At 60.6% G+C, this 24,028-nt stretch carries 17 protein-coding genes, 1 tRNA gene and 1 pseudogene; 6 read left to right on the forward strand and 13 right to left on the reverse strand.

Features of this window, described 5'->3' with window-relative positions:
- The first annotated feature begins 158 nt into the window (after window positions 1-158).
- Both ACIOWA_RS17945 and ACIOWA_RS17950 read left to right on the forward strand, forming a co-directional pair.
- On the forward strand, window positions 159-2,474 hold the full coding sequence (locus ACIOWA_RS17945; RefSeq protein WP_401161055.1) for a TonB-dependent receptor: 2,316 nt from the start codon (window positions 159-161) through the stop codon (window positions 2,472-2,474).
- Window positions 2,475-2,708: 234 nt separating this feature from the next.
- Window positions 2,709-5,237, forward strand: a complete 2,529-nt coding sequence (locus tag ACIOWA_RS17950; RefSeq protein WP_401161067.1) for a PepSY domain-containing protein — start codon at window positions 2,709-2,711, stop codon at window positions 5,235-5,237.
- Window positions 5,238-5,295: 58 nt separating this feature from the next.
- Here ACIOWA_RS17950 and ACIOWA_RS17955 read toward each other — a convergent pair whose 3' ends face one another.
- From ACIOWA_RS17955 to ptsP, 4 genes are all read right to left on the reverse strand, one after another.
- The gene (locus ACIOWA_RS17955) at window positions 5,296-6,837 is read right to left on the reverse strand and encodes an alkaline phosphatase D family protein (RefSeq protein WP_339431711.1); all 1,542 of its coding nucleotides are present in this window, start codon (window positions 6,835-6,837) and stop codon (window positions 5,296-5,298) included.
- Window positions 6,838-7,008: 171 nt separating this feature from the next.
- Window positions 7,009-8,742, reverse strand: coding sequence for a PTS fructose-like transporter subunit IIB (locus tag ACIOWA_RS17960; protein ID WP_339494040.1), 1,734 nt, complete (start codon window positions 8,740-8,742; stop codon window positions 7,009-7,011).
- 11 nt (window positions 8,743-8,753) lie between these two features.
- The gene (gene pfkB, locus ACIOWA_RS17965; protein WP_339431709.1) at window positions 8,754-9,695 is read right to left on the reverse strand and encodes a 1-phosphofructokinase; all 942 of its coding nucleotides are present in this window, start codon (window positions 9,693-9,695) and stop codon (window positions 8,754-8,756) included.
- Window positions 9,695-12,556, reverse strand: coding sequence for a phosphoenolpyruvate--protein phosphotransferase (gene ptsP / locus ACIOWA_RS17970; protein ID WP_339494043.1), 2,862 nt, complete (start codon window positions 12,554-12,556; stop codon window positions 9,695-9,697). Before ptsP ends, pfkB begins: the two co-directional genes overlap by 1 nt.
- Before the next feature lie 305 nt (window positions 12,557-12,861).
- Between ptsP and cra the strand changes: the two genes are divergently transcribed.
- Complete coding sequence (cra, locus tag ACIOWA_RS17975) at window positions 12,862-13,857, forward strand: catabolite repressor/activator (protein WP_339431707.1); 996 nt, start codon at window positions 12,862-12,864, stop codon at window positions 13,855-13,857.
- Window positions 13,858-13,860: 3 nt separating this feature from the next.
- Complete coding sequence (locus tag ACIOWA_RS17980) at window positions 13,861-14,637, forward strand: TatD family hydrolase (protein WP_339431706.1); 777 nt, start codon at window positions 13,861-13,863, stop codon at window positions 14,635-14,637.
- On the opposite strand, the gene ACIOWA_RS17985 is transcribed toward ACIOWA_RS17980, so the two are convergent.
- From ACIOWA_RS17985 to ACIOWA_RS18010, 6 genes and pseudogenes are all read right to left on the reverse strand, one after another.
- Entirely contained in the window at window positions 14,638-15,027 is a 390-nt protein-coding gene (locus tag ACIOWA_RS17985) for a hypothetical protein (protein ID WP_401161058.1), read from the reverse strand.
- Window positions 15,028-15,216: 189 nt separating this feature from the next.
- Window positions 15,217-16,146 (reverse strand): methyl-accepting chemotaxis protein, encoded by a 930-nt coding sequence (locus ACIOWA_RS17990; RefSeq protein ID WP_401161069.1) that lies wholly within the window; start codon window positions 16,144-16,146, stop codon window positions 15,217-15,219.
- Window positions 16,123-17,214 (reverse strand): annotated as a pseudogene (locus tag ACIOWA_RS17995) (methyl-accepting chemotaxis protein); the annotation flags it as partial. The gene ACIOWA_RS17990 and the pseudogene ACIOWA_RS17995, both read right to left, overlap by 24 nt.
- Before the next feature lie 198 nt (window positions 17,215-17,412).
- On the reverse strand, window positions 17,413-18,252 hold the full coding sequence (gene ampE / locus ACIOWA_RS18000) for a regulatory signaling modulator protein AmpE (protein WP_339431703.1): 840 nt from the start codon (window positions 18,250-18,252) through the stop codon (window positions 17,413-17,415).
- Window positions 18,249-18,809, reverse strand: coding sequence for a 1,6-anhydro-N-acetylmuramyl-L-alanine amidase AmpD (ampD, locus tag ACIOWA_RS18005; protein WP_221730621.1), 561 nt, complete (start codon window positions 18,807-18,809; stop codon window positions 18,249-18,251). The genes ampE and ampD overlap by 4 nt, the downstream gene beginning before the upstream one ends.
- Window positions 18,810-18,873: 64 nt before the next feature.
- Complete coding sequence (locus tag ACIOWA_RS18010; protein ID WP_401161061.1) at window positions 18,874-21,048, reverse strand: DUF1631 domain-containing protein; 2,175 nt, start codon at window positions 21,046-21,048, stop codon at window positions 18,874-18,876.
- Window positions 21,049-21,329: 281 nt separating this feature from the next.
- Between ACIOWA_RS18010 and nadC the strand changes: the two genes are divergently transcribed.
- The gene (gene nadC / locus ACIOWA_RS18015; RefSeq protein ID WP_339431701.1) at window positions 21,330-22,178 is read left to right on the forward strand and encodes a carboxylating nicotinate-nucleotide diphosphorylase; all 849 of its coding nucleotides are present in this window, start codon (window positions 21,330-21,332) and stop codon (window positions 22,176-22,178) included.
- A 51-nt stretch (window positions 22,179-22,229) separates the two neighbouring features.
- Here the strand turns inward: nadC and ACIOWA_RS18020 are convergent, their stop codons facing one another.
- Window positions 22,230-22,529, reverse strand: a complete 300-nt coding sequence (locus ACIOWA_RS18020) for a DUF6388 family protein (RefSeq protein ID WP_339431700.1) — start codon at window positions 22,527-22,529, stop codon at window positions 22,230-22,232.
- 275 nt (window positions 22,530-22,804) lie between these two features.
- On the opposite strand from ACIOWA_RS18020, the gene ACIOWA_RS18025 reads away from it, so the two are divergent.
- Window positions 22,805-23,299 carry a hypothetical protein gene (locus ACIOWA_RS18025; RefSeq protein WP_401161063.1) on the forward strand — a complete coding sequence of 165 codons (495 nt, stop codon included), beginning with the start codon at window positions 22,805-22,807 and terminating at the stop codon, window positions 23,297-23,299.
- Window positions 23,300-23,304: 5 nt separating this feature from the next.
- Here the strand turns inward: ACIOWA_RS18025 and ACIOWA_RS18030 are convergent.
- Both ACIOWA_RS18030 and ACIOWA_RS18035 read right to left on the reverse strand, forming a co-directional pair.
- Window positions 23,305-23,380 (reverse strand) — tRNA-Thr (locus ACIOWA_RS18030).
- A gap of 131 nt (window positions 23,381-23,511) precedes the next feature.
- The coding region (locus ACIOWA_RS18035; protein WP_401161065.1) for a S1 RNA-binding domain-containing protein at window positions 23,512-24,028 on the reverse strand (517 nt) is incomplete at its 5' end.

Consider the following 24,028-nt stretch of genomic DNA (forward strand, 5'->3'; position numbering starts at 1 on the left):
TGACCGTGTAAAACACCCAGACGAATGAATCAGTAAAAACCGCAAGGCCAAATTGTAAAGAATGTAAATTTGGTGCGAATAACAATATTTCGCAATTGATACAAATACCTGTTTACCCTATATTCCGCCGCCTCAAATCCTTGGGGAGGGGAATTCAAATGGCACGTCAACACGCTCAAATACCGGTCAGTTCACCACGTTTGCTCGCCTCTGCAATTGGCGTGGCAATCACCGCAGGCTCCGCGGGCCACATGGTATTCGCCGCCGAAAAGACCGACAGCAAAGCCTCTGGCAATGCCATCGCCCTGGACGCCACCGCCATCACCGGCGAAGTGCAGGACACCACGTCCTACCAGGTCGAGAAAGCCTCCTCGCCCAAGTACACCGCGCCGCTGGTCGACACACCGCGCTCGGTCACCGTGATCGCGCAACAAGTGCTCAAAGACACCGGCGCCCTGAACATGCAGGATGCGCTGCGTACCGTGCCGGGCATCACCTTCGGTGCCGGTGAGGGTGGCAACCCGCAGGGTGATCGTCCGTTCATCCGCGGCTTCGACGCCCAGGGCGACACCTACCTGGACGGCGTGCGCGACACCGGTTCGCAGAGCCGCGAGATCTTCGCCGTCGAAAACATCGAAGTCAGCAAGGGCCCGAACTCGGCCATCGGTGGTCGCGGCGCAGCCGGCGGCAGCATCAACCTGGTGAGCAAGAAAGCCCACCTGGGCGATTCGTTCGACGGTGGTTTTACCTGGGGCTCAGACCAGACCCAGCGCTACACCCTGGACGGCAACTACCAGTTCAGCGACACCGCTGCCGGGCGTCTGAACCTGATGAGCCACGAGAGCAACGTCGCCGGCCGCGACAAGGTCGATTACGACCGTTGGGGCATCGCGCCGTCGCTGGCGTTCGGCCTGGGCACCGACACCCGCGTCAACCTCGATTACTACCATCTGGAAAGCAACGACACACCGGACTCGGGCGTGCCGTACACCATTCCAGCCGGTGGTTCGGCAGCACGCAGCAAATCCAACCCGGACAAGCCGTACGCCGGCGGTGACCACAGCAATTTCTACGGTCTGGATCGCGATTTCCGCAAGGGCCGCACCGACACCGCGACCTTCGCCATTGAGCACGATTTGAGCGACTCGCTGACGATCAAGAACACCCTGCGCCACGGCACCAGCATGCAGGATTACATCCTGACCCAGCCGGACGACAGCAAAGGCAACGTCAACAACGGCAGCGTCTGGCGTCGGGCGAACACTCGCGTGAGCAACACCGAGACCACCACCAACCAGACGGACCTGTTCGGCAACTTCTACGTCGCCGGTTTCAAGAACAGCTTCTCCACCGGCGTCGAATACACCCGCGAGCAAGGCCAGAAGTCCTCGTACACCGTCAACACCGACACCACGCCGCGCACCACCGCTGTCACCAATAACTGCACGCCGTCGATGATCGGCGCGTCGAGCGGCTACAACTGCACCTCGCTGTCGAACCCGAACCCGAACGATCCGTGGAACGGCGCTATCTCGCGCAACTACGCCGGCACCGACACCAAGGCCAACACTTACGCGCTGTATGTGTTCGACACCCTGGAACTGTCCGAGCAGTGGCTTGTGAACATGGGCCTGCGTTACGACCACTTCGACACCGAATACAAAACCTACACCGCGGCCGGCAAAACCACTTCCAAGGGTGATGACACCAGCGAGTTCGTTACCGGTCAGTTCGGCGTGGTCTACAAACCAGCGGATAACGGCAGCATCTATGCATCCTATGCCACCTCCGCCACCCCGCCGGGCAACACCCTCGGCGAAGGCCAGGAAGGCAACCCGTTGGGCGGCACCCCGAACCGCGCCGGCAACTTGCTCAGCAGCGACATGGAGCCGGAAACCACCAAGAACTACGAAATCGGCACCAAGTGGGATCTGCTCAACGATCGCTTGTCGCTGACGGCTGATGTCTTCCGCACCGAGAAAGATAACGCTCGCGTGCAAGTCGATACCACGTCGTACGAGAACGCCGGAAAAACCCGCGTACAAGGTATCGAACTGTCGGCCAGCGGCAAGATCACCGAACAGTGGCAAGTGTTCGCCGGTTACGCCTACATGGACAGCGAGCAGGTCGACGGCGGCCCGATGGGCAAGGCCAACGACGGCAACCAACTGCCCAACACGCCGAAAAACAGCGCGAGCCTGTGGACCACTTATCAGGTCACACCGAAGCTGACCATTGGTGGCGGTGCGTTCTACGTCGATGAGGTGTTCGGCAGCGTGGCCAACACCACCCTGGTCGATTCGTACGTGCGTTACGACGCGATGGCGGCCTACAAGCTGACCAAGAACATCGACCTGCAACTCAACGTGCAGAACCTGACCAACGAAACCTATTACGACAAAGCCTTCGCGACCCACTTCGCCAACCAGGCGGCGGGCCGTACGGCACTGTTGAGCACCAATTTCCACTTCTGATCAATGCTGTAAATGTCGGAGCGGCCTTGCTCGCGAAAGCGGTGTGTCAGAGAAATAGATATCGACTGACATGACGCATTCGCGAGCAAGCCCCCTCCCACAAGGAATGCGCCGCAAGGTACGGCCCCGTTCATTCAGTTGAACGGGGCTTTTGTGCGTAATAAAGAACGCTTCTCGATAAGCCACGGCATAATGCGCGCCGTGATGACAATTTCCGAACGGACGGCGAGTGACGTGTTAAAGAAAACCCTGTTCCAGTTGCACTGGTTTTTTGGCATCACTGCCGGGCTGGTGCTGGCCTTGATGGGCATTACCGGTGCGGCCTATTCGTTTCAGGACGAAATCCTGCGAGCGCTGAACCCGTCGGTGCTGCAGGTGGAAAAACACGTCGCCGGGGTCCTGCCGCCGGTCGAACTGGTGGAGCGCATCGAGGCCACTTCGGGCAAGAAAGTCTCGATGCTCTGGGTCGAGACCGACAGCGGCAACGCCGCAAAGGTGTTCTTCACTCCGCCAAAAGGCCAACGTCGCGGCGAGATGCGCTACTTCGATCCGTACACCGCAGAGTTCAAGGGTGACGCAACCGGCCAGGACTTCTTCGGCCTGATGCTGCAACTGCACCGTTTCCTCGCCATGGGCGACACCGGGCGCACCATCACCGGCGCCTGCACCTTGATTCTGCTGTTCTTCTGCCTGTCCGGCCTTTACCTGCGCTGGCCGCGCCAGTGGAACAAGTGGCGCGTGTGGCTGACCCTGGACTGGAAGAAAAAGGGCCGCGCGTTCAATTGGGATCTGCACTCCGTGGCGGGAACCTGGTGCCTGTTGGTGTATTTGCTGCTGGCGTTGACCGGGTTGTCGTGGTCGTACGAGTGGTACAACAAAGGCCTGACCAAACTGCTGTCCGACGCACCGCAGAACGAGCGCGTGCGCGGTGGCCGCGGGCCGGCGCCAGAGGGTCCGGCGCCAACCGCCGACTACACGGCGATGTGGAGCAGCATCTACAGCGCCGCCGGCCCGGGCCTTTCTGCCTACAACATCCGCATGCCGCCCGTGGCTGGCCAACCGGCGACGGTGTTCTACCTGCTCGACCGTTCGCCCCATGATCGAGCGCTGAACCAGATCACCCTCGACCCGGCCACCGGCATCGTCAAACGCGTTGATCGCTACGCCGACAAGAGTTTCAAGGCGCAACTGCTGACCAGCCTTTATGCGCTGCACGTGGGCAGCTATTTCGGCCTTGTCGGGCGGCTCATCATCACCCTCGCTGCGGTGTGCATGCCGCTGTTCTTCATCACGGGATGGCTGTTGTATCTGGATCGTCGGCGCAAGAAGCAGCAGATCCACAATGCCCGCAAAGGCCTTGAACAACCGGCCGGCGATGCGGCTTCGTGGTTGATCGGTTTCGCCAGCCAGAGCGGTTTCGCCGAGCAACTGGCGTGGCAGAGCGCAGGCCAGTTGCAAGCCGCCGGGATGTCGGTGAACGTGCAACCGCTGGCAACCGTCAGTGAGCAGGATCTGCGTGAGTCGGCCAACGCATTGTTTGTCGTCAGTACCTTCGGCGACGGCGAGGCGCCAGACAGCGCCCGCGGTTTCGAGCGCAAAGTGCTCAGCCACGCGGCGACACTCGACAGCCTGAACTATGCGGTGCTGGGCCTTGGCGATCGCCAGTACCCGCACTTCTGCGGCTTCGCCCGGCGCTTGCATCAATGGCTGAGCGAGCATGGCGCCAAGACCTTGTTCGCCCCCGTGGAAGTCGACAGCGCTGATCCCTACGCCCTGCGTCACTGGCAAACCCAGCTCGGCCAGATCACCGGGCAAGCACCGGTCGACACCTGGCAAGCGCCGAACTACGACAACTGGACGCTGCTGCGCCGCGAGCGGATGAACCCGGACAGCAGCGGCTCGCCGGTTTTTCTGATCGCTCTGAGCGCACCGGACACCAGCAGTTGGCTGGCCGGTGACCTGGTAGAAGTGCTGCCGCGCAACGGCGGTTGGGCCATCGAACACTTCCTCGACGGCCTCGGTATTCGCGGCGAGACCAAGGTGATCATCAATGGCCTGGAAGAGCCGCTGGAGGTCGCCCTGGCCACCCGTCAGTTGCCGGAGCACCGCGCGCATCTGGTCGGCCTGCATGCGCAGGCGCTGGTCGACGCGATGGTGCCGCTGACGATGCGCGAATACTCGATTGCCTCGATTCCCGCCGATGGCGTGCTGGAGCTGATTGTGCGTCAGGAACAACACGCCAATGGCAGCCTTGGCATTGGTTCCGGCTGGCTGACCGAACACGCGCCGGTGGGTGGCAGCATCAGTCTGCGAGTGCGCCGCAACAGCGGTTTCCACTTGCCGAACGAGCCAGTGCCCATGATTCTGCTGGGCAACGGCACAGGCCTTGCCGGGTTACGCAGTTTGCTCAAAGCGCGTATTGCCGACGGTCAGCAACGCCAGTGGTTACTGTTTGGCGAGCGTAATCGTGAGCACGACTTCCTCTGTCGAACGGAGCTGGAGGAGTGGTTGATCAACGGTGATCTGGAGCGACTGGATCTGGCGTTTTCGCGGGATCAGGCCGAGAAGATTTATGTACAGGATCGCTTGCGTGAATCGGCCGATGAACTGAAAAAATGGCTGGCCGACGGTGCTGTCATCTATATCTGTGGCAGCTTGCAGGGAATGGCATCAGGCGTGGATCAAGTGCTCAGTGAAGTCCTTGGTGCTGCTGAAGTTGAAAGCCTGATCGAACAGGGCCGATACCGCCGCGACGTTTATTGACCGTGCCCCATCCCCCCTGTGAGAACGAGCCTGCTCGCTCCCACAGGGGGTGCGGTGATTAGACTGGCTGCAACTTGCGCTCAAACACCGCCACCCCATCCAGATCGCGCAACACCACGCTCATTTCCCCGCTCTGCCCTTCAATATTCACCTCGCCAAAAAACTGAAACCCGGCAAACGGCGAAGTGTTCTGTGCCGGCGGGGCTTTCTCGAACACCACCTCAGGCCCAAAGGTCTTGTCCAGCGGATTAGGCCCGAAACTCCCGGCATTCAACGGCCCGGCGACAAACTCCCAGAACGGTTCGAAATCCTGAAACGCCGCACGATCCGGGTGATAGTGATGCGCCGCGCAGTAGTGAACATCGGCCGTGAGAAAGACAAAATTGCGCACCTGCTGCGCCCGCAGAAATCCGAGCAATTCGGCAATTTCCAGCTCACGCCCCTGCGCGGGTCCCGGATCGCCGTTGGCCACTGCTTCCCAACGCGCCACACCTGGACTGACCTCGCCATCGGGCACGCCAAGACCAATCGGCATATCAGCGGCGATCACTTTCCATTGCGCTTGCGAGCCCTTGAGACCCTGCTTGAGCCAGTTCAGTTGCGCACGCCCAAGAAACGGTTTCGCCGCCCCCAGGTTGTCATCGTTGGCCTCGCGATAACTGCGCATGTCGAGGACAAACACATCAAGCATCGGCCCGTAACTGAGCTTGCGATAAATCCGCCCGCCACCGTCTGCGGTCTGCAAACGCATCGGCGCGTATTCGAGCCAGGCCTGACGCGCTCGGCCCACCAGCGTGTGGATATCTTTCTCCTGATAGCGCTCATCCAGTTGCTTGCCCGGTGACCAGTTGTTGACCACCTCATGGTCGTCCCACTGCCAGATCTGTGGCACCTGGGCATTGAAGCGGCGGATGTTTTCATCCAGCAGGTTGTAGCGGTAGTTGCCGCGATAATCGTCGAGGGTCTGCGCGACGTTGCTTTTCGCTTCAGTGGTGATGTTGCGCCACACCCGCCCCCCTTCCGTCACAAGCTGCGCCGGCACCGGGCCGTCGGCGTAGATGGTGTCGCCGCTGTGGATAAAGAAGTCCGGCAGGCGCAGACGCATGGCTTCGTAGATACGCATGCCACCGATGTCCGGGTTGATGCCAAAACCCTGGCCGACGGTGTCGCCGCTCCAGACGAATCGAATATCACGCTTGGCCGTCGGCACGCTGCGTAAATGGCCGAACCACGGTTCGCTGGCGATGCCGGTCTGCGCGTCTTCAAAGTAAACACGATAGAAAATCGCCTGATCGGCGGGCAACCCGGTCAGCTCGACACGAGCGGTGAAATCAGTGCGGGCGTCGGCCAGTGGCGAGACAGATCGGCGGGGGTTGCCGAACAGGCTGCGCGTGTCCCACTCAACCACCATCCGCGCCGGACGATCACTGCGACTCCAGATCATCGCCCGATCGCCTTGCAGGTCGCCGGACTGCACGCCATCGGTAAGTTGCGGACGATCCTTGACGGACGCGATCACCGCCGGCGCCAGCCCCGGCATCAACAGCCCCGCGCCCACGGCTTGCATGACACGACGGCGACCGAGGTTGAAATCGCTCATGGTGTTCTCCCTGGAAAAAGGAAAACTAAAGCACGGGTTTATGAACCCGGCATGACATCAGCCCACCACCCCATGTGGGAGCGGGCTTGCTCGCGAAGGCGTCGTATCAGCCAACATCGAATCGACTGACGCACCGCTTTCGCGAGCAAGCCCACACACAGGGGATGTACGTCAGGCCTTCGCCGGTGCCATTGTGAGGTCGACGGACTCGGGACGTTTGACCGTCGCGTACACCACCGCCGTCAGCAAACTACCGGCGACAATCGCCAGCAGATAAAGCAGCGCATGATTGATCGCATTCGGAATCGCCAGCACAAACAAGCCACCGTGCGGCGCCATCAGTTTGCAGCCGAAGTACATCGACAACGCACCGGTCAGCGCGCCACCGGCGATGCTCGCCGGGATCACCCGCAACGGATCTTTCGCGGCAAACGGAATCGCCCCTTCGGAGATAAAGCACAGCCCCAGCACGAACGCCGCCTTACCCGCTTCGCGCTCGGTCTGGGCGAACTTGCGTCGGGCGATGAACGTGGCAATACCCAGACCAATCGGTGGCACCATCCCTGCCGCCATGGTCGCGGCCATCGGCGCATAACTTTGCGAGGCGAGCAGCCCCACCGAAAAGGCATACGCGGCTTTGTTGATCGGCCCACCGAGGTCAACGCACATCATGCCGCCGAGCAACACACCCAGCAGAATCGCATTGGTGGTGCCCATGCTGTCGAGGAAATGCGTCAGCGCCGCGAGCATCTGCGCTACGGGTTTGCCGACCACGTAGATCATCACCAGACCGGTGAACAGGCTGGCGAACAACGGGATGATCAGAATCGGTTTCAACGCTTCAAGACTTTGCGGAAGCGCGACATATCGACTGATCGCCTTGGCCGCGTAACCGGCAATGAAACCGGCGACGATTCCGCCGATAAACCCGGCGCCCAGGGTGCTGGCGAGCAAGCCGCCAATCATCCCCGGCGCCAGGCCTGGACGGTCGGCAATAGAGTAGGCGATGTAACCGGCCAGCAGCGGCACCATCAACTTGAACGCGGTCTCGCCGCCGATCTGCATCAGTGCCGCCGCCAGCGTGCCTTCTTCCTTGAACGCGGTGATGCCAAAGACAAACGACAGGGCAATCATCAAACCACCCGCCACCACCATCGGCAGCATGTACGACACGCCGGTCAGCAGGTGTTTGTAGACGCCGGTTTTCTCCGACTTGACCGGGGCCTTGCCCTCGCTGGCAGCGCTTTCCTGCTGGCCTTCGGCGAGGGCTTTTTTCAGCGTCGCTTCGGACTGTTTCAACGCGATGCCGGTGCCACAGCGGTAGATTTTCTTGCCGGCAAAACGCTCGGTGGCAACGTCGATATCCGCCGCCAGCAACACCACATCCGCCTCGGCAATCGCTGTCGCACTCAGGGGCGTTTTCGCCCCCACCGAACCTTGGGTTTCGACTTGCAGTTCATAGCCCAGACGCTTGGCCGTTTGCTGCAACGCTTCGGCCGCCATAAAGGTGTGGGCGACACCGGTCGGGCATGCGGTGATGGCGACGATGCGCGGTGCACGTTGCGCAACCGCAGCAGGGGCGGCTTCGGTTGCGACATATACTTCGGCTTCTTCGGCACCGCGACGCAGTACGCCTTCGACGTCCTGCAGGGCTTGTGCCGGGGCAATCTGAAAGAGTCGTTTGCCGACGAACCGCGTCATGTCGACGTTGCCGGTGGCCACCAGCAACACCCACTCCGCCGCCTCAATGGTCGCCGCCGACAATTCGCGTTCCGGATGCGCCGCATCAACCACTTCAACGCTGGTGCTCCAGCCCTGACGCTGCGCTGCCGCATCAAGCAAACGGGCGCACAGCACACTGGTGACCATGCCGTTCGGGCATGCCGTAACAATGGCTAACTTCATGACAAACCCTCTTATTGTTCTGTCAGGGGGCGAATGCGCACGCCCTGTTCGAGCTGCGCCAGTTGCGTGGCGTCGTTGATGCCAAAACCGATCTGCGTCACCGCCATCGCCGCAATCGCGGTGGCCGTGCGCAAGGTCTGCTCAGGCGTGTCGGCGCTGAGCAAACCATGGAGCATGCCGGCCAGCAGCGAATCGCCGGCACCGACGGTGCTGGCCACGCTGACCTTGGGCGGCGAGGCGTGCAGCGCCGAGCCGACACTGAACCAGTTCACACCGTCGGCACCGTGGGAGATCACGACGTGCTCGATACCTTGAGCATGCAGTCGACTCGCCGCTTGAGCCTCGGCGGCGTGGGAAACCACCTCGCAACCCAAGGCATCGGCCAGTTCCTCCGTGTTCGGTTTGATCAGCCAAGGGCTGGCCTTCAACGCTTGGCGCAACGCTTCGCCGCTGGAGTCGAGGGCGACTTTCAGGCCAAGCGAGTTAAGCCGCTCGATCAATTCGCGCAGCCACTGCGCAGTCACGCCACGCGGCAGGCTGCCGGCGACCACGACCGCGTCATGCCCCGGCGCAATCTGCACCAGACGCTCAAGCAACGCCTGCTGCGCGGCTGCATCGACCAACGGCCCAGGGCCGTTGATGTCGGTGATGCGACCATCGCTTTCAGCGACTTTGATATTGCTGCGCGTCTCACCCGGTACACGGATAAACGCGTCGACAAAACCGCGCTTGGCGAACAGGGTTTCGAACGCTTGCAGGTTGTCTTCGCCGAGAAAACCGCTGACCGTCAGTTGATGCCCGAGGTCGGCCAGCACCTGCGCAACGTTCACGCCTTTGCCAGCGGCGTGGGTGTGCATTTCGTCGCTGCGGTTGACCTGACCGGGCGCAAGCACCGGCAGCTCAACCGTGAGGTCCAGCGCCGGGTTGAGGGTCAGGGTGAGAATCTTGGCCATTACAGGGCCTCCACTAATGCACGCACTTCATTGGCGCTGCCCACGGTGAGGGCTTGTTGAGCAAGGGTTTGCGCCTGGGTCAGGCTGAGTTCGCGCACGCGCGCCTTGACCTCGGCAATGCTGCGTCCGGACACACTCAGCTCATCGACGCCAAGGCCAACCAGCACCGGCACCGCCAACGGGTCCGCCGCCAGTTCACCGCACACGCCCACCCATTTGCCGTGGGCATGGGCCGCGCGTACGGTGATGTCGATCAGTTGCAGCACCGCCGGGTGCAAGCCGTCAGCCTGGGCCGACAGGGTCGGGTGACCACGGTCGATGGCCAGGGTGTATTGGGTCAGGTCGTTGGTGCCGACGCTGAAGAAGTCGACTTCTTTGGCCAGCACCGGCGCGAGCAACGCGGCGGATGGGACTTCAATCATGATCCCCAGTTGCAAATCGGCCACCGGGATTTCCAGGCGCAGACGCTCGGTCATGTCACGGGCCTGACGCCACTCTTCGACGCTACCGACCATCGGGAACATGATGCGCAATGGACGGTTGTCCGCCGAACGCAGCAAGGCACGCAGTTGCGCTTCCATGATCTGCGGACGCTGCAAGGTCAGGCGAATGCCGCGCACGCCGAGGAACGGGTTTTCTTCCTTGGCGATCGGCCAATACGGCAGCGGTTTGTCGCCGCCAACGTCCAGCGTACGCACCACCAGCGGCCGCCCGGCGAGGCCATCAAGAACGCGGCGGTATTCGGCTTCCTGAGTCGCTTCGTCCGGCGCTTGCGGGTGGGCCATGAAAATCAGTTCGGTGCGCAGCAGACCGATGCCTTCGGCGCCCTGCTCCACCGCGCTGATGACGCCAGCGCTTTCGCCGATGTTGGCGAACACTTCGACGGCGTGGCCGTCGGTGGTGTGCGCCGGTTGATGACGTTGTTCGGCGGCCACCTTGAGGCGCTGCTCACGGGTGTCGCGTTCTTCGGCGGCGCGTTGCAGGGTTGCGGCATCGGCGTCGACATGCAGGCGACCGCGCTGACCGTCCAGCAGCAACGGCGTGCCCGGCGCCAGCAGCAACACCGCCGCGCCGGCGCCGACCAGCGCTGGAATCCCCAGAGCCCGCGCAACGATTGCACTGTGCGCGGTGGCACCGCCGCGAGCGGTGAGAATCCCCGCCACGCGCGCAGGGTCCAGCCGCGCCACGTCGGACGGGCCGACTTCGTCCATCACCAGAATGTACGGTTGCTCCGGCTCGCTCGGCGTCTGCACGCCACACAGTTGCGCCAATACACGGCGACCGATATCACGCAGATCCGCCGCACGCTCGGCGAGCAAGGCGTCCTGTAGCGACTCCTGCTGTTTGGCCGCGGCTTCGATCACTGCCATCCACGCCGCTTCAGCACTTTCGCCTTGCTTGAGGCGCGTGTCGACTTCGTCGGTCAGCTCCGGGTCGTCGAGCATCTCCTGATGGGTGATGAAAATCTCGCGAATGGCTTTGGCTTTGCTGCGTTCGATCAGGCCCTGAATATCACCGCGCACATCGCTCAGCGCCTGCTTGAGACGCTCGCGTTCGACGGAGGCGGACTCGCCGCGCAGCGGGTAATCGATGGTTTGTTGCACTTGAATGTGCGCAGGGCCAATCGCGATGCCCGGTGCCGCCGGGATCGCTTGCAGCAGGCTGCCGGACGCCGGGGCGACCACGACTTCGGCGATATCGGCAACCACTTCGCGTTGCTGGCTCACGGCCGGCAACGGCTCGACTTCTTCGCCGAGGCCTTCTTCGATGGCGGCCAACAAGGCGGGCAACGCATCGGCGGCGATGCTCGGTTCGGCGATCAGCTCCAGCACCTGACCGCGACGGGCGCCCAGGCTCAGCAGTTTGCTCAGGCTCTTCACCGACACGGCGCTGTCCTGACCGTCGACGATGCGCACACGAATTTCGCCATCAAAACTTTTGGCCAGTTGCGCGAGGATCTTCGCCGGACGCGCATGCAAACCGTGGGCATTGGCCAACGCAATACGTGCGCTCGGCCAGTCGGCCGGCAATTCACCGCCAAGCACTTCGAGGACTTTACGGCTGCTGGTGGCACGACCCAGTTCGTGACCGCGACCTTCGATCAGCAACGCACACAAGCGCTCAAGCAAGGCCTGATGCGCTTCGCCCAGGCTGGCCAGGCAAAACAGACCGCTGAGCGGTTGGCCGAGATAACGCATCGGTTTGTCCGGGGTGACAAAAGCCAGGCCCGGGCGTTTCACCGTTTGTTCGCTGTGCAGCCACCACAGGCCATCGCCCAGCGGCAGCGCTTCGACTTGCTGCAACACACCGGCAAAGCCGTTGCTCACGCAATCGGCCTGACGCAACAGACGCGCGCCACGCCAGACCAGTTCTTCGAAATCGTCGGCGGAGACACCGAGGCCGATCATCTGCGCGTCCAGCGCCAACTCCTGCGGCGCGCCTTGCAGCAGTTTCAGCAGCGCTTCGGGGGAACTGGCGCGGCGCAGGGCCTGCCCCAGATCGGTCTCGCCGAGGGCGCGGGTCAGCAGTTGCAACAGGCGCAGGTGTTCATCGGATTTGGCGGCGATACCGATGGCCAGATAAACGATCTGACCATCGCCCCAATCCACGCCCTCGGGAAACTGCATCAGGCGCACGCCAGTGGCGAACACTTGGTCGCGGGTCTCGGGGGTGCCGTGCGGGATGGCAATACCTTGGCCGAGAAAGGTCGAGCCCTGGGCTTCGCGAGCCTGCAATCCGGCGAGGTATCCGTCGGCGACCAATCCATCGGCGACCAGGTGATTGGCCAGCAATTGCAGGGCAGCGGGTTTATCCACAGCCGATTGGCCCATGGATATCTGCTCTATAGTGAGCTCGAGCATGCGATCTCCTTTTTGGCACATGAAGGTGCCAGGTATTGTTTTGAATGGTTGCAGCTTAGGCGCTTGTCAGCTTCCTTTTCAGGGGCATTTTTGGCGGTTTCACGGCAGAACCGTTCAAAGGCGTCTAAAACGTAGAAAATACGCTTGCTGAAACGTTTAATCTAGATTGATCGGCACGTTACTCGATAATGTCTCATCCTTGAAGTCCAACTTGTCGGATGCGCGCAGGCAATAGTCGTCTGCCCTAATCGGGTAGGATTGGCGAAAATCTCGCGGCAAGCTCGAAAACACAAGGAAATACCGGGTTGAAACTCAGTGATATCGCGCGGTTGGCCGGAGTGTCCGTGACCACCGCCAGCTACGTCATCAACGGCAAGGCCGAACAGCAACGCATCAGCACCGCCACCGTCGAGCGTGTGCGTGCGGTGGTCGAGCAGCACGGCTTCACGCCCAACCCTCAGGCGGCCGGGCTGCGCAGTCGGCATACGCGCACCTTGGGGTTTATCCTGCCGGATCTGGAAAACCCCAGTTATGCGCGAATTGCCAAACTGCTGGAACAAGGTGCGCGGGCGCGCGGCTATCAGTTGCTGATCGCCAGTTCCGACGATGCGCCGGACAGCGAGCGCCAATTGCTGCAACTGTTCAAGGCGCGCCGCTGCGATGCATTGATCGTCGCCAGTTGCCTGCCGGCCGGTGACGACAGTTATCGTCAGTTGCAGGCCAAGGGGCTGCCGATCATTGCCATCGACCGGGTCATGGAACCGGAGCATTTCTGCTCGGTGATCAGCGACGACCGCGAAGCCAGTCTGCACCTGACCCAGAGCCTGCTCGATCCGCAGCCCAAGCAGATCGTGTTGCTCGGCGCCCGTGCTGAGCTGAGCATCAGCCAGGAGCGTGCCGCCGGTTTCAAACAAGCCCTCGCCGATTTCCAAGGCGAAGTGCTGGTCGAACACGCCGAATCGTTCAGCCGCGAATGCGGCAAGCAATTGATGGAAGAACTCCTGCAACGCCTGGGGCATTTGCCTGACGCGCTGGTGACCACGTCCTACGTGCTGTTGCAGGGGGTGTTCGATGCGCTGCATGACTTCCCGCTCAAGTCGCGGCCGCTGCGCCTTGGCACGTTCGGTGACACGCAGTTGCTGGACTTCCTGCCGCTGCCGGTCAACGCCATGGCCCAGCAGCACCAGTTGATCGCCGACAAGGCGCTGGAACTGGCCCTGGCGGCGGTCGAGCAGTCGGAGTACAAGCCCGGCGTGCAGGCCATCGCGCGGACCTTCAAGCAGCGTATTCACCAGGGCTGAACCGTGGAGTTGATCGACAGCCACACCCACCTGGATTTTCCCGATTTCGACGCCGATCGCTCGGCGTTGCTGGCCGAAAGCCGCGCCCTCGGGGTGCGGCGGATGGTGGTGCTGGGCGTCCATGAGGGCAACTGGCAACGGGTGTGGGATCTGGTGCAAAGCGATGCTGATCTGTACGCGGCGTTCGGTTTGCACCCGGTGTATCTGGATCAACATCGCCCCGAAGATTTACAGACACTCGGCGACTGGCTGACGCGGTTGCGCAGCCATCGACAGTTATGTGCGGTGGGCGAGATCGGTCTGGATTACTTCATCGAAACCCTCGACCGCGAACGCCAACAGGCGCTGTTCGAGGCGCAGTTGCAACTGGCGGCGGACTTTGAATTACCGGCGCTGATCCATGTACGCCGCAGCCACGCGGCGGTGATTGCCACGCTCAAGCGTTTTCGATTGAAACGTGCAGGGATCATCCACGCGTTTGCCGGCAGCCGTGAAGAGGCGCGCGAGTACATCAAACTCGGTTTCAAACTGGGTTTAGGCGGCGCGCCGACCTGGCCGCAAGCGTTGCGCATGCATCGGGTGCTGGCGGATCTGCCGCTGGATTCGATCGTGCTTGAAACCGACTCACCGGACATGCCGCCCGCGATGTTTCCCGGCCAGCGCAACAGCCCGGCGCACTTGCCGGCGATCTGCGAGGCGCTGGCCGCACTGATGAACATCAGTGCGCCACAACTGGCCGACGCCAGCACGGCCAACAGCTGCGAAGTGTTTGGCTGGTAATCAGTCGCCGTGAGCCTTGGCGGCTTCTAGCACCAGCGTCAGATGCTGGCGCTGACGCGCGTATCGAACGGCAACGAAGTACAGAAAAATAGTTATCAGCGACGCATTCAACTGCTCGGTGACGCTCAGCAGCCCTATCCACTCCATCACCAACGCCAACAGCAACGCAATGCACGCCGTTATTGACACGCCAAAGCGCAACAACGCCAGCGAATCGAGAGACTTGAAGCGTTTGATCTGTTGCGGGCAGCGCAGCTCCAGGCTTTTGTGGCAATGCTGGCAGGTGAACGGTTCATTGATTGCGATGGCATTGAGTTGCCAGGGCTTGAGCCCCAAGGTGATCTGGCAGTGGGCGCAGTGGCCCTGGATGCTCAGAGTTGCAACAGTCATTAGCGGCCTTCTCCATGCAGCCTTGTGAAGAGTGATCTTGGTTGATCGAAGGCGAAATGCCAGAGCATGGAGAAAAACAAGAAATGGCTTACATAGGCTAGTAAACAAGGACTACAAGCCATTCAGACAAAAAACCGGACCTGTGGGAGCGGACAGCCCACGCCCACAGGAAACAAGGTGTTTCATGAATCAGACGCGAAACGCGCTGATCAGGTGTTTGAGTTCCACGACTTGAGCCGACAACGCCCGACTGGCGTTCTCGGTCTGGTGCGCGCCTTGCGCGGTACGCTCACCGGCGCGGTTGATCTCGACGATGTTCTGGTCGATGTCATGGGCCACCGCCGTCTGCTGCTCCACCGCAGCGGCAATCTGCTGGTTCTGATCGACGATCATGCCTACAGCGCCGAGTATATTTTCCAGCGCCTGCTGGACCTTTTCCGACTGCCCGACCGTGCCATTGGCCATCTGATGACTGACACCCATGGCTTTGACGGCGGCACCGACGCCGCCGTGAAGCTTGCCGATCATCTGCTCGATTTCTTCAGTCGATTGCTGCGTGCGCTTGGCCAGCGTGCGAACTTCGTCCGCCACCACCGCAAAACCTCGCCCCTGTTCCCCGGCCCTGGCCGCTTCGATTGCGGCGTTGAGCGCCAACAGGTTGGTCTGTTCTGCAATGCTTTTGATCACTTCCAGCACGCGACTGATCGATTGGCTGTCGCTGGCCAATTGGTTGATCACCTGCACTGACTGGTCGATTTCGCTGGCCAGCGCAGCAATGCTGCCCTGCTGCGACTCAACCAGGCCGCGCCCACTGACTGTCTCTTCATTCACGCTGTGGGCGCTGCTTACCGCTGCTGCGGCACTGCGTGCCACCTCCAGCGAGGTGGCCGACATCTGGTTCATCGCGGTCGCCACTTGCTCGATCTGCGAGCGCTGCCCGGCGACAGCTTGATTGCTTTGTGCAGAGACATCCTCCACTTGCCCGGCCTGACGCTCGACTTCGCCAACGGTTTGGCCGACGCGCTCGATCAAGTCATGAATCTTCTTCACCGTGCCGTTGAACACCTCGCCCAATTCACCCAGTTCATCGCGGCTATTGGCCTTGAAATTAACCGTCATGTCGCCTGCCGCCACCTTGTCCATCATCGCGCCGAGGCGCTTGAGCGTGGTGCGGGTCGAGGCGTAGAAGCCGCCGTAGAGATAGAAGATCAGCACGAACACCACCGACAACGCCACAGCCTGCAAGACCATGTGCGTGCGGTTCTGCACCAGGCGCTGCTGCAATTGGGTGTCGAGGAATTTCAACGTCGCTTCGTTGAGCAGGTAGGTTTTGTCCATCAGAACGGTGACCTGGTCGTAAAACGCCTGCCACGGCGCATCCAGGGTGTCGGCCATCACCACTTGCTCTTCGAACAACTCGCTGGCCTCTTTGAGCGACGCCTTGCTGCTGTCGGCCTGAGCACTGAGGGCTTCACGCGCCACGTTGCTGGCGCCGAGGGCATCCTTCAATTTCAAACCGTACTCGGCCTGGAGCTTTTCGATCTGCACCAGCAACTCGTCAAAACGGGTGCTCGACGAACTGTTGAGAAAACCCTGGCCCAACGAGTACGAACCCATGGCCCGACCGTCGCCAAGGGTCTGCGTGACGGTCGGTGTGATCAGGGTCACCAGTTCGCTGAGCTGACGGATATCGCCTTGGTTGTCGCGGCTCAACCCGGCCTGACTGCTGATGATCTGGCTGAAGATCTGCGCACTGGCCAAGAGCTTTGCGATCAGGGCGCTTTTGCTTTGCAGCGAGCGTTCCGCTTGCTGGGCTTTGAATGCAGCCAGCATTTCATCGCGCTTGCCGTCGAATACCTTGATCTGCTCAGGATCGTCGCTCATCGCCGTCAACCCTTGCAGGCGAGCCAATACCGTCTGTTCGAGGGCCGTGATCTGCGACTCGACGTTACTCGCCTTACCGGACTGGCCGAGGGTGACGTTGATTTGCACCAGATTGTTGAGGGTCTCCAGATCCCGGCGCAAGGCCAGGCTGCTGCCCAGCAGGTCGAGGCTCTGCAATTCGACTCGGGTGCCCTGAAACTCACGATAGGAATCGCGTACCAGATAGAAATTGGTCACCAGCATCGGCACCAGGAACAGCACGCTGATCAGGCTGAACTTCATACCGAAGCTCAGACGGTTCATCAGCGAGACGGCGGGATAGAGCAAGCTCTTCACTGGAAGTCTCCCTTGGTTTTTCTTGTTTTTATTGGCAGGCGCGGGGCGACAGCAGATAGCCACTATCGAGCGCCATCTCTGTATAGCTCAAAACGAAGGGAGTTTTTGTAACTTAAGGTTAACGGCGGGGTGTGCCGAGGGAAATGACTCCCTCGGCACCCTCTATCAGTGAATCAGAACTGTCCACAAGGCAAACCCGGCAAACCACAGCACCGCCGCACGCAGCAGCAGTTCCCACAGGCAATCAAGGGTGTTGATGCCTTCAGGGCCCACCGCGGGTGGCGGGATCTCCCCCGCCGCCAATCCGACCTTGTTGATCAGTTGCGCTGCACTGATGTTCCAGTTCAACAGTTCATGCAGCATCACCCGACTGACCGCAACGAAGTTGCCCACCAGGGCAAAACTCGCCGCCAACAATCGCACCGGCACCCAGTCGAAGGCATGGCGCAGTTGCGCGGCCCGTTCAACCAATGCCGGGTTCTGGCCATGTTCTTCGGCCAGCGCCAACAAGCGATAGGCCAGCGCAGCCACCGGGCCGAGCACGAAATACCAGAAGATCACCGCAAAGAAGCTCTGATAGGCCTGCCACAACAAATGGCCCTGGACCTGATCGAGCAATTGCTCGCCACTGTCGGCGCAGATATCCAGATCACGCTTGGCCACATGGGCCGCCGCTTGCAGATCCTCACGGCGCCAGGCATCGCGAAACGGCCCGAGACCGCCCAGCAAGTCGCCGCGCCCCAGACTGTAAATCACCACCAGTAAGTGCACCGGCAAGGCCAGCAAGCCATAAGCCACAGGCTCCAGCACCACCAGCAACAAGCCGAGCAAGGCCACCGGCAGCAACACCAGAATCGTCAGCACCAGCCACGGCCGATTGGCCAATCGCGCGCTGCTTTCGAGTTTGTTCAGTTCGCGGATCCATCCGCCATCGCGTTGAACCCGATGGCGCAGGGCCGAGAACTTCTCGACCCAGACTGCCAGCAGTAACACCAGAAAACTCATTGTCCTTCCTCTTGTGCCAGGGCAGCGCGGTAACGCGCCCAGTCGAATGCCGGGCCAGGATCGGTCTTGCGCCCGGGTGCAATGTCGCTGTGTCCGCAGATGCGTGCGCCGGTGATCGCCGGAAATGCTGTTTGCAACTGCCGCGTCAGCCTTGTCAGTGCCTGATATTGCGCATCGGTGAACGGCAGATCATCGGTGCCTTCGAGTTCGATGCCCACGGAAAAATCGTTACAGGTTTCGCGTCCGTCAAAAATCGACACGCCCGCATGCCACGCCCGCTCAAGACAGGAGACAAACTGGGTGACCTTGCCGTCACGTTCTATCAGAAAATGCGCCGAGACTCGTAGGTCGGCAATACCTGCAAAGTAGGGATGTTCGGTGACATCCAGACGGTTCTGGAAAAATTCCTGCACCTTGCCGGTGGCGAATTGCGCAGGCGGCAGACTGATGTTGTGGATCACCAACAGGGAAATTTCGCCCGCAGGGCGTTCATTGAAGTTGGGCGATGGGCAGACCTGCACCCCGTGACACCACCCGCTAGCGGGATCCAACTGCATACCGATTCCTTCAACGCCGACTGTGTTGGCGCCCAGTATGCCGTGATCGGCCCCCGGCGCGCGATCACTTGGCGCGATTGAGTCGCCTCAGATTACCCAGCACCGACTCCAGCGCCCGGTCGAACAACAAGGTGTCGTCCAGTGCGCGTACCGCACCACGGCGAAACTCAAGGGCCAGGCCGATGCGGCTGCGCTCCAGCACTTTCATCCCGGTGCGGTCGACAAACACATACTTGCCGGTGGCTTCGATGATCGCCGCGAGTTTGCAGCGCAGGGTATGTTCCTCATCTTCCTCGAACGCCACCCAACTGCCCACACGCAGTTGATCGACCTGACGCAGCCCCGCGTCATCGCGAGGCAAACGCACCCGCGCCATGCCGTCCTCATCAGCGGTTTGCAAGACGATCTGCTGCGACACCTCGACCAGCGCCGTGGCCTCATCCGCCTCTGCGGAACGCTCCAGCACGCGAACATGCAAGGCTTCGAGCTCACTGAAAAATTCGCTGGTGGCAAACGGGTCGAACGCCGAACAGGTCAGGCCATCACGCAATGACTTGAGCAACCCTGGTACCAGTGCCAGCAGACGCAGGCTCGATTGCTCGTCTTCATGCCGCTGCACGCTCCAGATCAGTTGCGTCATGGTTTGCACATCGGCCTGCCATTCGGCGGATTGATCGCCATGCTTGAGGCAGGTCAGCAGCAGCACTTTGCTCCAGGCGTCCTGCACGAACGTCACCACCGACGGTGGCAGGACTTTACCCAACAGTGCCTGATTCAGCGCCTGCTCGACCCGGCGCCGCGCCAGGTCGGTTTTCGCCCGGCCCTCTTCTGCATCGCGTAATCGCTGTTCGAGCAACTCGCTGCGACGACGTTCGTCGCTGGTGAAAGCGAGGAAGTCGGCCAGCAACTCGGAGAAAATCGCCGGGTCATCGACAAAATCCGTCAGCAAGCGCTGCACCACTTGTTCGATACGCTGATACAAACTGTCGCGCGCATCACCGTCACAATTGCCCCAGCCCATCGCCGCGTCGGCGATTTCGTTGAGCAATCGCCGCGCCGGATGGCTGCTGCGGCTGAAGAAACTCTTATCCAGCACCGCCACCTTGAGCATCGGGATTTGCAAGCGGGCGATCAAGGCCTTGAGGAAGTCCGGCAGATTGCGGTCATCGAGAATGCAGTCGAACACCATGGCAATCAGGTTGATCACGTCTTCGTCTGCGCCGCCGACAATCCGCGATTTGCCACTTTTGACACTGACCCGCGTCAGCAACTGTTCGAGCTGATTGCGCAGATCGAAATCGTCTTGCGCTGCCAACGCCGGCACGTATTGCTGCAAGTGTGACAGCAGGCGCAGCAGGTCGCGGGTGGTGATCGGCTGGGCGCAAGCGCTGGGTTCCAGAGTCGGCGCGACACTGCCGCGCACCTGCAACAACAACGCCTGCAGCGCGGCGAAGACTTCCTGCACGCTGTCGTCCGCGGGCGGCGGGTCCTGGCTTTCTTCGCTGTCCGCCGTGGCCGCCGCACGCTCGATAGCTCGCCGCGCCGGTGCCGGTTTCAGGTCCGGCAACACTCCAGTTGCGCTGAGCAGTTGATTGGCTTCGGCATAAAGTTGTTCCGTGTCCGCCAGTACATAGCGCTCAAACAGTTTAAGCAGGATCAACTTGACCTTGATCTCCACGCCGAGGTTGCGTCCGGCTTGCAGGAAATACTCGCAGAGCAGCGCCGGGCCGAGCGGGTTGGTTTGATCGTCAAGGGTGTTGCCCAGCAGCGCGTTGAACCGGGTGCTCAGTTGATCGAGCGCGAAGCCATCGCGCTTGAGCACTCGACCGACCATGGTTTCAACCGCCACATTGCGCTCCATGTCATCGGTGCGCGGTGCCAGGTCTTCGTAAATCAGGGCGTGCGGTAGCGTGTTGTGCGTGAAATCGTATTGAGTGAGGCCGACAAAGGCTTCGAAGAACTGTTCGAGAAAGCCGCGCTCAATGTTCTTGCGCTTGAGGCGCAGGTCGCGCATGGCTTCGAAAAAGATATTCTGCTCGACGTCGTTGCGTGCGCGGTCGGCCATTTCAAACAAGGTGTCATCGGCGTTATCGAACAGCTCCTGCAAACCCTGGCGAAGTTGCTGGGCAGCCTTGTCGCGAACCTGAAGCAGAATCACAGGCAGGCGGGCGAGCGGCGAGTGATTCGCCTGATCGGTAGCGGCCTTGTGCAAAGGCACTACTTTCCCGTCGTTGTGCATCCAAGCCTCCTGGAACGGTGATTCTTCTTTGAGCACAAACCTCGAGCGCAGGAGATGTCAAAGCTATGACGTCAAATGCAAGGCGGATTATCTTGCAAAAGATGTCTCCAGCGCCAGAGGCGTCAGGGTTTCCCCTATGCCCGCCTACCTTGCAATGACCGCGCGTTCGCCGGGTTTGCTCACATAAAATCGACCGAATGCAGACCAGCACGCGCGTTCCCGCCTTGGGTTGGTTCGTGCCATGCCCCTATAATCGACCCACTTTGTTTGTGGAGCCCGTTATGCCGAATCTACGTCTCGCCGATTTGACCGCCGAAATCGAAGCCAACGTGCGCCGTGCGTTGCTCGAAGACATCGGCAGCGGCGACATCACCGCGCAACTGATCCCGGCCGAACGCCTGGCCAAAGCCACCATCATTACCCGGGACGCGGCCGTCATCTGCGGCACCGCGTGGGTCGATGCGGTATTTCGCCAACTCGATCCACGAGTGGCCGTGCATTGGCAGGTGACTGATGGCGAGCGGGTGAAGCCCAATCAGCCCCTGTTTCATCTGGAAGGCCCGGCCCGTTCGCTGCTGACCGGCGAACGCAGTGCTCTGAATTTCCTGCAACTGCTCTCTGGCGTGGCAACGCATGCGCAATACCTGGCAGACTTCGTGGCCGACACTCAGGTCAAGCTGCTCGACACCCGCAAGACCCTGCCGGGCCTGCGCCTGGCGCAGAAATACGCGGTGACCTGCGGCGGTTGCCATAACCACCGCATCGGTTTGTACGACGCGTTTCTGATCAAGGAAAACCACATCGCTGCCAGCGGCGGCATCGCGCAAGCCATTGCCGCCGCGCACAAGATCGCCCCGGGCAAACCGGTGGAAATCGAAGTGGAAAGTCTGGATGAGCTCAAAGCAGCACTGGCGGCCGGCGCGGACATCATCATGCTCGACGAACTGAGCCTGGACGACATGCGCGAAGCCGTGCGCCTGAACGGCGGCAAGGCAAAACTGGAGGCCAGCGGCGGTATCAACGAAAGCACGCTGCTGCCGATCGCCGAGACCGGGGTCGATTACATCTCGATTGGCGCGATGACCAAGGATGTCAAAGCGGTGGATCTGTCGATGCGCCTGAGTCTCTAAGACCTTCACGCGATAAAAAACGCCAGCCCGGTTGAGGCTGGCGTTTTTGTTTCAGACCACCAGATTATTCATCTCGCAATACTCTTGCCACTCGACGCCCAGCACTTCGGCCGCCTCTTTGTGCAGCACCAGACGCTGAGCCTCGAACTCCTCTGGCGTGCTCGTGTACTTGAGCGTCAACTCCCACGGCTGCAAGCCCTGAGCTTCGGCTTCGTCTTCGAACGCCCACTGGATCTGATCTTTCTGATCATCGGGACTGAGATCCTTGATCTCTTCCAATAGCTGCGGCGCATCGAGTTTGTATTTCTCCAGCGCTTGTTCGTGACGTTGCTCTTGAGTTAATTCGGTCATGGCGTTCTCGCTGATCGTAAGAATGGAGGATGGATCTGGATCATCAAGGATCTCTCTGACGCGGTTTGTCCGGCCTTCGGAACCATTCGGGATCATCTGAAAACTGCTGGGCGATGCTCATGCAGGCACCGAATATAGGACGTTTGCATGACGAATTACACGGCTCTTTACATCTCTCCCACAAAAAGTTGACCTGCGGAACATAACGGTGGATTTCGAGTCATAGCGATGTGCCACTTCGGCACCCTCTCCGCTGTTCACAAGGAAAACCAGTGATGCGCAGTTTTTCGAAAATGTCCTCCATTGTCTCCGTCACCACTTTAATGGCTGCACTGGCCCTGCCGGCCAGTGCAATGGCCGTTGAACTGAGCACCAGCAGCCCCTCCTATGGCGACAAGGTTTCTCTGATTCACAACGATTACGGCAAAGAGGTCGTCATCAGAAGCGACATCAGCATCGATGAACTGAAAAAGATGCGCGAGACCGTCAATGATCAGTCGCGCCAGATAGAAGAGCTCAAACGCAACAGCGGTTCGAGCAGCAGTGCCAGCAGCAAGGAAATCGATGAGCTGAAGAACAAAGTCAAAGAGCAGGATCGTGAATTGGACACACTTGGCCGTCAGGTCGAAGACCTCAAGCGCAACAGTGGCTCGAGCTCCAGCTCGAACAGCAGCGAGATTTCAAACCTGAAGCAGAAGATCAACGATCAGGATCGGGCGATGGACCAGCTCAAACGCACCGTTGAGGATTTGAGCCGCAAGGTGAAATAAGGGGATGGTGCCCGAGACAGGAATCGAACCTGCGACCTTCGCGTTACGAGTGCGCTGCTCTACCGGCTGAGCTACACGGGCGGTGGGCTAAACCTAGCACCGCTCTTGAGGTCCGGCAACTCGGGACTTGGTACGGTTGATTTCAACAGACAAAAAAATGCCCCGCCGTTTTCACGGCGGGGCATTTTTATTGCGCTAACGCTGCGGGGTGTTTAAACGCCCGAAGCCTTGGCCGCTGCCACGTCTTTGATGGACAGCTTGATACGGCCGCGGTTATCCACGTCCAGTACCAGCACTTCCACTTCCTGACCTTCTTTCAGAATGTCAGTCACTTTCTCAACACGAGCATCGCTCAGCATCGAGATGTGAACCAGACCATCCTTGCCCGGCAGGATGTTGACGAATGCGCCGAAGTCGACGATGCGCTCAACCTTGCCAACGTAGATCTTGCCAATCTCGGCTTCAGCGGTGATACCCAGAACGCGCTGACGAGCTGCTTCAGCCGCTTCCTTGGTTTCGCCGAAGATCTTGATCGAACCGTCGTCTTCGATGTCGATCGAAGCCTTGGTTTCTTCGCAGATCGCACGGATGGTGGCGCCACCTTTACCGATAACGTCACGGATCTTGTCGGTGTCGATCTTCATCGCAATCATGGTCGGAGCGTTGGCCGACAGTGCGGTACGCGACTGACCGATGTTCTGGTTCATCTGACCGAGGATGTTCAGGCGC

This window comes from Pseudomonas sp. NPDC087614 (assembly GCF_044743485.1).
GTDB classification, from domain to species: domain Bacteria; phylum Pseudomonadota; class Gammaproteobacteria; order Pseudomonadales; family Pseudomonadaceae; genus Aquipseudomonas; species Aquipseudomonas baetica_A.